General features: G+C 67.0%; 8 protein-coding genes and 1 pseudogene. 7 read left to right on the top strand and 2 right to left on the bottom strand.

Features of this window, described 5'->3' with window-relative positions; all coding sequences use genetic code 11:
- The first annotated feature begins 59 nt into the window (after window positions 1–59).
- From ACIBKY_RS55245 to ACIBKY_RS55230, 4 genes and pseudogenes are all read left to right on the top strand, one after another.
- Complete coding sequence (locus ACIBKY_RS55245; RefSeq protein ID WP_397110737.1) at window positions 60–2123, top strand: tetratricopeptide repeat protein; 2064 nt, start codon at window positions 60–62, stop codon at window positions 2121–2123.
- A gap of 293 nt (window positions 2124–2416) precedes the next feature.
- Window positions 2417–4078 (top strand): annotated as a pseudogene (locus ACIBKY_RS55240) (Mu transposase C-terminal domain-containing protein).
- Window positions 4079–4098: 20 nt separating this feature from the next.
- Window positions 4099–5007 (top strand): TniB family NTP-binding protein, encoded by a 909-nt coding sequence (locus tag ACIBKY_RS55235; protein ID WP_397110738.1) that lies wholly within the window; start codon window positions 4099–4101, stop codon window positions 5005–5007.
- A complete protein-coding gene (locus tag ACIBKY_RS55230) occupies window positions 5004–6335 on the top strand; it encodes a TniQ family protein (protein WP_397110735.1) in 1332 nt (443 codons plus the stop codon). The genes ACIBKY_RS55235 and ACIBKY_RS55230 overlap by 4 nt, the downstream gene beginning before the upstream one ends.
- 31 nt (window positions 6336–6366) lie before the next feature.
- On the opposite strand, the gene ACIBKY_RS55225 is transcribed toward ACIBKY_RS55230, so the two are convergent.
- Complete coding sequence (locus ACIBKY_RS55225; RefSeq protein WP_397110733.1) at window positions 6367–7497, bottom strand: hypothetical protein; 1131 nt, start codon at window positions 7495–7497, stop codon at window positions 6367–6369.
- Window positions 7498–7840: 343 nt separating this feature from the next.
- Here ACIBKY_RS55225 and ACIBKY_RS55220 point away from each other — a divergent pair, with 343 nt between their 5' ends.
- The 3 genes from ACIBKY_RS55220 to ACIBKY_RS55210 all read left to right on the top strand — a co-directional run bounded on the left by ACIBKY_RS55220 (window position 7841) and on the right by ACIBKY_RS55210 (window position 10724).
- Window positions 7841–8467, top strand: coding sequence for a recombinase family protein (locus tag ACIBKY_RS55220; RefSeq protein ID WP_397110732.1), 627 nt, complete (start codon window positions 7841–7843; stop codon window positions 8465–8467).
- A 534-nt stretch (window positions 8468–9001) separates the two neighbouring features.
- A complete protein-coding gene (locus ACIBKY_RS55215) occupies window positions 9002–10123 on the top strand; it encodes a hypothetical protein (protein WP_397110730.1) in 1122 nt (373 codons plus the stop codon).
- A complete protein-coding gene (locus ACIBKY_RS55210) occupies window positions 10104–10724 on the top strand; it encodes a recombinase family protein (protein WP_397110728.1) in 621 nt (206 codons plus the stop codon). Before ACIBKY_RS55215 ends, ACIBKY_RS55210 begins: the two co-directional genes overlap by 20 nt.
- A 19-nt stretch (window positions 10725–10743) precedes the next feature.
- On the opposite strand, the gene ACIBKY_RS55205 is transcribed toward ACIBKY_RS55210, so the two are convergent.
- On the bottom strand, window positions 10744–10908 hold the full coding sequence (locus ACIBKY_RS55205) for a hypothetical protein (RefSeq protein ID WP_397110727.1): 165 nt from the start codon (window positions 10906–10908) through the stop codon (window positions 10744–10746).
- Between the last annotated feature and the right edge of the window lie 463 nt (window positions 10909–11371).

Genomic DNA, 11371 nt, shown 5'->3' with positions numbered 1-11371 from the left:
CAGCCCATCCAAGGCCGGCCACCTGTGCAAGGCCATCGCCGTCCTGCAGAATCGCCGAGTTGCGCCAGCAACGTGAGGATGAAAAGCGTTCACTGGTCGGCGGGCGCCGCAAGCGACTGCCGGACTGGAGTGAGCAGGTCGAGCCGCTGCTGCGGGCCTTACGCCGCAAGGTGGAACTCGATGACCGCGGCGATCCCGACGTGGTGTTGGGACCCCTGGGCGCCTGGAAGCGGGCCTACGACGACAAGCAAAACCACCGGCCGCTCACCTGCCCCCTACCGGGATCCTCTCCTCACTCGCCCCCGCCCGATGGAGATCTCCCCCTGTTGTGGGGACATACAAGGGCATCGAGATCCGAAGTGAGAAGGTCTTGCATGAATTCCTGCGTATGCGGCGAGGTGAAGACTTCGATGAGTGAGCAGGAGGAAATGGGCCCGTCGACGGCAAGTCCTGTCATCAAGCAAATGGCCACAGCCTCAGGACAGGGCCGCGTCTATCAGGCAGGCCGCAATCAGACCGTCCATCAGGCGATACTGCAGGCGGCGGCGTTGCGGCCGGTCGACCAGGTGGTTGCCCCGCCTCATCTTGTAAACGTGCCCGCTCATGCGCAGGTGTTTGTGAGCAGCGACCGTGAGCTAGCCGCTCTGGATCAGGCGCTGGCGGGTGCAAGAGCGGTGGTGGTCCATGGACTGGGTGGCATAGGCAAGTCCACTCTGGCCGCCCGCTATGCCGCCGCGCGCGCCCAGGCAGGAAACAACCCGCTGTGGTGGATCATCGCTGATACGCCCGGGGCGATCGAGGCGGGCCTGGCCGAGCTGGCGGCTGGGCTGCAGCCGGAGCTGAGGGCTGCGGTGCCGTTGCCAGTGCTGGCCGAACGGGCCACCGCCTGGCTGGCCGCCCACGCCGGCTGGCTGCTGGTGCTGGATAACGTCGCTAGCCCCGAAGACGTACGACCCTTGCTGGAGCGGATCTCGGCCGGGCAAGTGCTGGTGACCAGCCGACTAGCTGAGGGCTGGCCCCGGCTGGGCGCCAACGAGCTGCGCTTGGACGTCCTGGACGAGCAGGACGCGATCGAGCTGCCTGCCGGGATCTCCGCTGACGGCCAGCCCAATGCTGATGGTGCGGCTGAGCTGGTTCGTGAGCTGGGGTACCTGCCGCTGGCCGTCGAGCAGGCCGCGGCGTATCTGCACCAGACTCGACTGTCCCCCCGCGCCTATCTGGGGTTGCTGCGTAAGCACCCCGCGGTGGTGTACGACCGGGCGGCCCGCGGCTCCGACATCGAACGCACCATCGCCCGCATCTGGCGGCTCACCCTGGACCGGCTGGCCGATACCCCGTCGGCCGGGCAGCTGCTGCGCGTGTTGGCCTGGTACGGCGCCGAACCCTTGCCCCGCACCCTGCTGGACACACCGGACACCGACACCGCGGATGTGCGGCACGCGCTGGGCGAGCTGGCGGCCTACAACATGATCACCCTCGACGGTGCGGCGGTCATCGTGCACCCATTGGTCCAAGCTGTCGTCCGCAGCTTCCCGGATCTGTTCCCCGGCACTGACATCACGAATGGCCTACGTAGGGCAACCGAATTGCTTGACGACGCCATTCCCCCCGTTCACGCACCGATGCAGTGGCCGATCTGGCGGATGCTGGTTCCACACATTGCCGCGCTGGCCCAAAATGCACAGGCGGAGACTGATTCCGATATCACAGCCCATCTGTTTAACCAGACCGGACTGTTCTTTATGAGCCAGGGAGCATTCACCCTCTCGGTTCGATACCATCAGCGCGCTCTGACTGCGTACGCCCGTATCTTCACTTCCGATCACCCCGACACCCTGGCCTCCCGCAACAACCTCGCCAGTGCTTACCAATCGGCGGGGGATCTGGGCCGGGCCATCCCGCTGTACGAGCAGACGCTGGCCGACATGGAGCGGGTGCTGGGCGCCGACCACCCCTCAACCCTGACCTCCCGCAACAACCTGGCTGGCGCCTACGAATCGGCGGGGGATCTGGGCCGGGCCATCCCGCTGTACGAGCAGACGCTGGCTGACGCGGAGCGGGTGCTGGGTTTGGATCATCCCCTGACGAAGGCTGTCCAGGGCAATCTGTCGTCGATCGGGTAGCCGTCCTCTAGATGGCACCTTCTACGCTGGCGACGTTGCTCACCGGTGAACTCGCGGGCGCGGTGTCAGTCCGAAGCCGTGTGCACGGATGTCTGGTGTCCTCTGAATACACGGGGCGGGGTTGCAGGATTCTCAGAAACGGCTGGTAGCTGTGTCGTTTCCCGTAGTCATGTTCGCTGACGTCCTGGGGTTATAGGGCTGATTGCAGTGGACTTCGGAAACTCCTGATTCCTGTAGTCCTCTGCACTACCGTCGGCCTTGTCTGGACTCGTGTTCACTACGGTGAGGTCGGCATGGTCGACGACGTGGCGGAGCTGGGTGTGCTGACGGCTTCGGCCGCGGAATGGTCGATGGCCGCCAGCCGAGCGGAGGTGATCGGCCGGCTGGCGCGGGAGCCGCAGGTTCGCATCGCGGAAGCGGATGAGGCGGCCACACAGCTGGGCATCTCTCGCCGCCAGGTCTATGAATTGCTGAAGCGGTAGCGGGCGGGTTCGCAGGTCGCATCTGATCTGCTTCCGCGCCGGTCCAGTGGTGGCCGAGGGCGTGGTCGGCTGCCGGAGGAGGTCGAGGCGCTGCTGCTGGAGGTGATCCGGTCGCGGTATCTGACCAGACAGCGTCGGACAGTGAGCGCGGTATACAAGGAGGTCGTCCGGCAGTGCCGGATCCGAGGGTTGGCGGTCCCGTCGCGGGGGACGTTGGAGCGGCGGATCCGCCGGCTGGATCCGGTGGCCTCGGTCACGGCCCGGCAGGGCACGGACGCCGCTCGGGTGCTGCGGTCGGCAGGTGGAGAGCCGCCGGTGGTCGAGGGGCTGCTGGAGCAGGTGCAGATTGACCACACGGTGGTGGATCTGGAGATCGTGGATGAGCGGTATCGGCGGCCGATCGGCCGGCCGTACGTGACGGTGGCGATCGATGTGGCCAGCCGCTGCGTGGTAGGTCTGGTGGTCACGCTGGAGGCGCCGTCGGCGTTGTCGGTGGGATTGTGCCTGGCACATATGGCGACCGACAAGCGTCCGTGGCTGGAGCGGCTCGGGGTCGAGGCGGCCTGGCCGATGAGCGGTAAGCCGCGCGAGATTTTCACCGACAACGCCGCGGAGTTCAAAAGTGAGGCGTTGCAGCGGGGCTGCGTGCAGCACGGGATCAAGCAGAGTTATCGGCCGCCGGGGCAGCCGCACTTCGGCGGGATCATCGAGCGGCTCATCGGCACGATGATGGAGATGGTGCACGAGCTGCCGGGCACCACGTTCTCCAACCCCGCCGAGCGCGGCGGGTACGACAGCCAGGCCAGCGCGGTGCTGACGCTGGCGGAGCTGAACAAGTGGCTGGTGCTGGCGGTCGCGTTCTACCACGGTCAGGTGCACGGCACGCTGAAGCAGACGCCGGCCGGGCGGTGGGAGCAGGGCGTCGCCGAGGGCGGCCGTCCCGCGACGGTGTCGAGCGAGACGGCGTTCCTGGTCGACTTCTTGCCGGTGGAGCGGCGCACGCTGACCCGCACGGGTTTCACGCTCGATCACGTTCAGTACTACTGCGACGCCCTTAAGCCGTGGATCGCCCGGCGCAGGCAGTTGGAGAAGATCGTGCTGCGGCGCGACCCGCGCGACATCTCCCGCGTCTGGGCGCTCGATCCGGACGGGGACTCCTATCTGCCCGTGTCGTACCGGACGATGTCCCGGCCGCCGATCAGTCTGTGGGAGCAGCGCGCGGCAGTTGCTCGGCTTCGGGAGCTGGGGCGGGATCAGGTGAATGAGACGGCGCTGTTCGCGATGGTCGAGCAGATGCGGCAGATCACGAAGGACGCGGCGGCCAAGACCCGCCGGGCCCGCCGGGAGGGCGAGCGCCGCTCCGCGACTCCCGCCACGCCCCGGATCCCACCTGCGCCAGTACCGCCGGCCGCGGCGCAGGATCTTCCAGAGGGGGAGCCGGTGTGCCCGTTCGAGGTGATCGAGCAGTGGTGAGCAGCAAGCCGGACATCGAGCTGGAGATTGGGCCGGAAGAGGAGCTGTCTCATCTGCATGAGACTGCCCGGCCGGTGGCACGGCTGCCCGCCGCCGAGCGGCTGGCCCGGGTACGGGCGGATCGGTGGATCGGCTACACCCGCGCCACGCAGGCGCTGGCTCGGCTGCAGAAGCTGCTGACCTGGCCTGCGAAGCAGCGGATGCCGAACCTGCTGGTGATCGGGCCGACCAACAACGGCAAGTCGATGATCGTGGAGAAGTTCCGGCGCTCGCACCCGCCGATCTCCCATTCGGACGCCGAGGAGATCCCGGTGCTGGTCGTGCAGATGCCGTCCGACCCGCAGGTGGCCCGCTTCTACACCGCGCTGCTGACCGCGCTCGGCGCGCCGCTGCGGCCCCGCCAGCGGCTGGCCGAGCTGGAGCAGCTCGCGGTGCGGCTGCTGCGGCAGGCCGGCGTGCGGATGCTGGTGATCGACGAACTTCACAACGTCCTGGCCGGGCGCGGCGATACGCGCCGTGAGTTCCTCAACCTGCTGCGCTTCCTCGGCAACGAGCTGAAGATCCCACTGGTCGGCGTCGGCACCCGGGAGGCCTACCTGGCGATCCGCTCTGATGACCAGCTGGAGAACCGCTTCGCCCCGTTCACGTTGCCGCGCTGGCAGCCCGACAGGGAGGCGAGCGCCCTGCTGGCCAGCTTCGCCGCCGCCTTCCCGTTGCGCCGCCCCTCCCACTTGGCCACCCCGGAGATGACCGAATACCTGCTGACTCGCAGCGAAGGCACCATCGGGGAAATGGCCGCGCTGCTCACCGAGGCCGCCGTCGCGGCGATCGAGTCCGGCGAGGAGGCCATCAACCAGCGCACCCTGCTCATGGCGACCTACGTGGGGCCGACCGAGCGGCGCCGCCTGTTCGAACGCGAACTCACATGAGGCCAGGTGAACGCGTCCGCCGCTGGCCGGTGCACCCGCCACCCCATCCCGGCGAGGCGCTGACCTCCTGGCTCGGCCGCCTGGCGAGCACCTACGACCTGTCGGTGCCGCAGCTGCTGCGGCACAACCTCGGCCCGGCCTCGGCCCTGCTGGACGGCTCGGCAGCCGATGATCTGGACTGGGATCCGTCGCCAGCGATCCTGCATGCGCTCGCCGAGCGGACCGGCACGCCGGTCGGCCGACTACGCCGGATGACGATCGGCGGGTGGGTGCCCTGGCTGGCCGACACCCTCGACCCGGACCACGGCGCGGAAACCTTCCCTACCTACGTCCGGCAGGACTCCGTCCTGCTGTGGCCGGGCGAGGCCGGCAGCAACGTCGTCCAGCGATGGCGGCCCTGGTTCCCCCTGCCCCATCACACCCCTCGGACCGTACGACGAGTCTGCCCTGTCTGCGCCGCCGAGCCCGGCCGCGGGATCCCGTTGACCGCCAGGATCCCGCTCATGCTCAGCTGTCCCACGCACGGGCGCCGCCTCGAAACCGAGCAGGCATGCTGGCTCGCCGAGGCGCTGGACCAGCCTGCGCCGGACCGCGCGGCGCCCGAGCACATCCTGGTCATGGACAGGCTCACCTTCCAGGGCCTGACTTCCGGCACGGTCAGTCTGCCCCGCCGATCCGTGCACGTCGGCGTCTGGCTCCGGTCGCTGCGCACCTTGCTGGACGAGGTCAGCCTGTCCACCTCACAAGTCCGCCGGCATGCGGCCGCCGCCCTTGAACAGATCTGGGCCACCGCCGGCTGGCCACCTCGGGCCGGCATCACGGTATGGCGCCCGTACGAGACCTTCGACACCGCGCGCCAGGAAGCGCTGCTGGAAGCCGCCGCGACCGCGCTGGACCTCATCCGGACCGGGAAGATCGCCGCGCGCGGCCGTCTCGGCCCACTGCTGACCGTCCAGCCGCACCAGCCTGTCTACGAGGGCGACCGGCCCGGCGCGGCGGAACGGGCGCGCACGGCAGGGCGGGAGGCCATGCATCAGTCGTGGGCCCAAGCCCAGCACGAGGTGGAGGAATGGTTCGACACCGCGCGCATCGACGAGGCCGCCGCACGCCGGATCTTCGGCATCCTCACCCGTTTCTCCCGGACGAGGGAGGCCTACGACCGGGAACGCGACTTCATGATCGGCCAGGGCATCCCCGCCTCGTTCCTTCCCGATCCCGAGCCGGGCCGTTTCGCCCCTCCGGAGGCGTCCGTTAGGAGATCCTCAAACGGACACACGGTTGGGACGTTCGTCTTGCGAAAGCACGCGCGAGGCCCCGCCTTCACGTAGGAAGCGGGACCTCGCGCGTGCGTTCTGCTAGTCAGTCGGTGGGGTCGCTCCCGAGTTCCATCAGCTCTTGGAGGACACGGGTGGCCGAACGACGGGCAGGGAAGCTGTTCCGAGTGGTCAAGGTGCCAGAGTCGGAACCGGTCGGTGCAACGACGCCAGCCCGCGACCAGATCGGGTTGTCCCAGGCGAACACATCGCCCTTGTCGCCGTCGGCAGTAAGCATCTTGAAAGCCACCTCGGGGTCGATGTGCTCGGCGTACATGGTCGACATGGCACCGATCAGCCCGTAGATCACTACGGCGGTGGAGGCGATGTTCACCTGCCGTTGCGCCTGCCGGGCCGGGGTCGACAGCTTTCCGTACTCAGGGCGGACCTTCACCAGCGAGTTCCACGCGCTGATCAGCCAGCTCGACTGAGCCTCGACGTCGGCGGCCGTCACCGGCCCGCCCTTCCAGGAGGTCTCGAGCGCGCGACTGATGGTGTTGTAGGCGGTGAGCTTGTGCGAGCTTGCGGACACCGAATTGGACAGGACCTCGATGTTGTCCTGCCCGAGGTGCTCGCTGCCGTTGACCAGGCGCCGGGCGATCTCCTGCTCCTTAGTCTCGGAGTAGGCGTACTTCGCGGTCGAGTCGTTTACCTTGTCCCCGCGGGTGTTGTAGATCGTTGCGACCTTCTTGGCGGTGTCGTCATCGACCAGCCAGATCCGCACCTGGAAGCGGGTGTCGAGGTTGAAGCTGCCCAGCGGATTGTCGGCCGCCTGCAGGATCGCCTTGATGCGCGAGAGCGAGTCGACCGCGCAGTCCAGCGTCCCCTCGGTGATGGTCAGATTGGTGTGGCCGCCCTCGTCGTCATACCAGGTCTCGTACTCCGACTTGGTGGGGTCGAGGCGAATCGAGATGTTCCCGATAATGGCGTCGTTGTTCAGCAATTCGCTGGTCCACTTGTTGACCTTGGTCTTGGTCTTGCCGACCAGCTTGCCCTGCATATGCGCCGGCCGGATGTTGCCCGTGAGCGTGAGCAGTCCGCGGCGGTGAAGATCAACGAGGTAACGGCCCGTCATCTGCGTCTCGAAGTGAACGCCGCCCGCATCGTCGACTTCATTGACGTTGACGATCTCCAGCGGATGTGTCGGCTGGTCCGGCTGCTGCGTGGTCTCGATCATGATGGCCCCCTCGGCCTCGGGCAGAGCGCTCGTGCGCGCCTCGATGGACCAAAGATACGTGCCATACGTGTACTTCGTCAAGATTACGTGTAGTCGATGACTGGCAACGTGTCTAGCTGGAACTCTACGTGCAGAATGCGCTGTTCGTGCTCAACTGCACTCCGATAGCGGGCGTCTTGGACAACGCCGGCTGTTCCACTTCCAAGGAAGTGGAACGACCCGCACAACCTCGAGACCCGACCTCAAAAATCGGATGGCAGCAGACACCCACCGTTCCAGAAGTCGTTCCACTTCTCTCGTTCCATAACAGCAGTACGGAGATGAATTCCGGTACGATTCTGAGGTGGCGAACGATAGTGGGCATCAGCAAGGCGGGCTGGAACTGGGCTATGCGCGCGTTTCCACTACAAAACAGTCTTTGGAGCGGCAGCTCGACGCATTGGCCACGGCTGGCATCCCGTCGACGCAGATCTATGTCGACAAGAAGACCGGGACCACCGTCGACCGCGACGGCCTGAACCGACTTCTGGCCTACGCCCGGCCAGGCGACACCATCGTGGTGCACACCCTCGACCGGATCGGCCGCAACCTCCGCGAAGTCCTCAACCTCGTCCACGACCTGTCCGAACGCGGTGTGGGTGTGCGGTCGCTGGCTGACCCGCTACCGATCAACACCGCCGACGAGGGCATGGCACGGATCGCCTTCCTCCTCTTGGCGCTGTTTGCCGAGATGGAACGCACCTTCACCGCCGAACGCGCCGCCCACGCCCACGCCCGCGCCGTGGCGGAAGCGAACGACCGGCACGTCGGACGCCCCGTCGCGCACCCCGCAGAGAAGATCGAATACGCCCGGCTCCTCAAAGTCCAAGGGGACTCTCTTGGGATGATCGCAGCCAAGACCGGCATCCCCATGACCTCGCTACACCGATACCTCGCTCCAGCCGACCAAGAGATCACCCAAGGGCAGTGACAGGCCCTCCCGAAATCGAGAATGATCGGGCCGTTGTGCTGGATAGGCATAGCGGCCAGGCCTGCGGAAGGCCGAATTGGTCCTGGATAACGTCGTGGGCCGGCGGTGGATCTCGTCGGTGGCCTGGTCCGTGAACGGCCCAGGGAATGCCGGTCACCGAAATAGCGCTGTGACGGCGGCCAGCGCCCCGATGAGCGTGGCCAGACCGAGGGCCGCCCTCCACAGGTGTCGAAGGAGATCATGGCACCGCTGCGGGCCTCGCTTCGTCTGGGCCATCACTCCCCGCTCACCGGCTGCAGCTGAGCGCATCTGAACGCGGAAGATGAGCAGCAGGACCGCCGAGAGCCCGCCCAGCCAGCACACGCCGATCACCAGGGGGAGGGGCAGCCGAGGCGTCGATCGGGTTTCGTCGTTCCTCATGGTTCGGACCTCCATCGTTCCTGTAGGAGTCATCGATCTCCCGAGCCCCTCCAGTAGATCGAGACGTCCCTCGCGATCAGTGAGGCCAGCTCGCGGGGTTCTAAACTCTTCCTCATGCCCAGAGGCCAGGTAGGCGCAGGCGACCGCGCCCTCATCGAGGACCTCGGTGAACGTGGAGTCGCGGTCAGCGTCTCCCAGTTGGAACGGTGGCGAGCGCAGGGTCTACTGCCACGCAACCAGCGATCATGGCCGGGGCGCCCCTCGGGGTCGACGTCTGCGCCGCACCCCGACGCCCTCGCGATCGCCGAAGCACTCGCCCTGCACCAGCGCACGGGCCGTAGTGCCTTCAAGGCCGCACTCCAGGTCTTCGTGAACAGCCCGCACGTGCCACTCCCCGAGCAAGGAGTACGGGCGGCACTGGAGTGGTACGTCCGGCGCCAGCGCACCGGCGCCACCCTGATCACTGACCGGGTTCCCGCCGGAGGAGACCCAGACGCCGTACTCGACGCGGCTTACTCGGTCGTCACTGAGGCCATCTCGCGCGTCGGCGGGCGTCGGGGACGGGTCCTGGGCATCTCACTCTTTGCCGGGCGCATTGATACCGCCGCCGTCGAAGAGGCCTTGCCGACCCTGCTGGTCGCCCAGGCGCTCGGTGTGGAGGCCGTCGGGCGAGATGCCTACTGGGACGCCCTGCACACGTTCTTCCAACTGGTCGATCCCGGAGCCTTGCCCCACAGCGACTGGGAATCGGTCAGAGCCTCGATTGAGCGTGACATGGACGCTAATGGAGCACACAGTGTCCCCAGCTACGCACCCCGTCGCAGAGACCTCGAGGTCGATCTGGAAAAGATCAGACAGGCCCCCATCGACCTCCTGCACGGTATCCGCAACGACCTACTGGCGCTGATCGACGCCTCGGCGAAATACCTCGCCGCCACGGCACTCATCCCTGACCACCCCGCAGTCCAGGAATGGACCCGGATCCTTGCGTCCGACCCGCTCGTACGTGCCAAATTCACAGTGCTCGGCCCGATCAGCATCGCCTCACCCGCCCAAGCCTGGAAACAGAAGATCCACCACGTCATCAGCACCCTGACCACGCCCGGCAGTGTGCCCGACCTGGCCCGCACGATCACGATCCTCAGCCCGAGCCTGAACGACCTCCCCGAGGTCGCCGCAATCGTCCGGGCCATGCTCGGGCTCTCGGCACCCCCGGATGAGCGAACCAACCAGTGAAGACGACTTCGGGAATCGGCGCAGAGGACTACGGGAATCGACACGCGGCCAGAGCCTCGATCGCCAACTCGACGCCCTCACTGCGGCCGGCTGCCGCAGGGTCTTCGCCGACAAGAAGTCCGGCAAGAACGCCGAGCGGCCCGAGCTCGTGGCCTGCCACGCCTTCCTCACTCCGGGCGACACGCTCGTCGTCCCGGAGCTCGCCCGCTACGGCCGTAGCCTGCACGACCTCATCACCATGGTCGGCGAGCTGCGCCGCCGCGAGATCGGCTTCACCTCCCTGCACGAGAACCTCGACACCACCACCCCCGGCGGCCGCCTCGTCTTCCACGTCTTCGCCGCCCTCGCCGAGTTCATCCGCGAACTCATCATCGCCGGCACCCACGAGGGCCTGGCCGCCGCACGAGCACGCGGCCGCGTCGGCGGCCGCCCCACCGTCGTCGACGCCGAGCTGCTCAAGGCGGCCCGGGATCTGCTGCCCGACCCGGGACGGTCGGTCACCTCGATCGCCAAACTGCTGGGGGTGAGCGTCGGGACGCTGTACAACCACATCCCCGACCTCCAAGAACTCCGCGCGGCAGGGCAGGGCTCTGTCACCTGAAGCTTGCGGGCAGCCCCGCTCACTCATCACGTAGGCGGCGATCGGCGGCCAGGTTGACCAGGGCGATGTCCCGGTTGTAGTCGTCAGCGAAGGCCTCGAAAGTCATCGCGGCCTGCTGGTGGGCGTTGATCGCTTCGTCCAAGCGCAGCCGTACCTCCTGCAGCGCGGTGCCGACGTTGTTCAACGCGCGGCCTTCGCCGTGCCGGTCTCCGAGTTCCCGGCAGATGTCCTAGAACAGCAGCCGCCGAGATCCGCCGCCAGTCCGCCTGAGAACGTTGGCGCCACCTCGACGACGACGTGCCATCCGGCGAGAGGTCTCGCTCAGGCACCCGTTGGTCATTCGGCTACGACGGTTGGGTGACGCCCATCGTGGCAGCGGATGGCCGACAGGTCGCTCACCACGTCGCTGGGGTCAATTCTGGCGATCGTGATGGCGTCGGACCTGCTGACCGGCCGGGAGTTACGGAGGAAGCTACGAGCGTAGGTGCGGCCATCTGGTGAGAACCGCACTTCATATCGAAAACCCTCCTTGACCCTCACCAGTGAACGCTATTCATCCTCACGTTGCTGGCGCAACTCGGCGATTCTGCAGGACGGCGATGGCCTTGCACAGGTGGCCGGCCTTGGATGGGCTGCAACGTAGTTTC

The organism is Nonomuraea sp. NPDC050394 (assembly GCF_044459065.1).
In the GTDB taxonomy this organism is placed as follows: domain Bacteria; phylum Actinomycetota; class Actinomycetes; order Streptosporangiales; family Streptosporangiaceae; genus Nonomuraea.
This window is presented reverse-complemented; position numbering and strand designations above follow the sequence as displayed.

Excerpts from the sequence above, each read along its gene's own strand:
- ACIBKY_RS55210 (WP_397110728.1), top strand. The coding sequence starts at position 10,104 with ATGAGCGAACCAACCAGTGAAGACGACTTCGGGAATCGGCGCAGAGGA.
- ACIBKY_RS55215 (WP_397110730.1), top strand. The coding sequence starts at position 9,002 with ATGCCCAGAGGCCAGGTAGGCGCAGGCGACCGCGCCCTCATCGAGGAC.
- ACIBKY_RS55225 (WP_397110733.1), bottom strand. The coding sequence starts at position 7,497 with ATGATCGAGACCACGCAGCAGCCGGACCAGCCGACACATCCGCTGGAG.
- ACIBKY_RS55230 (WP_397110735.1), top strand. The coding sequence starts at position 5,004 with ATGAGGCCAGGTGAACGCGTCCGCCGCTGGCCGGTGCACCCGCCACCC.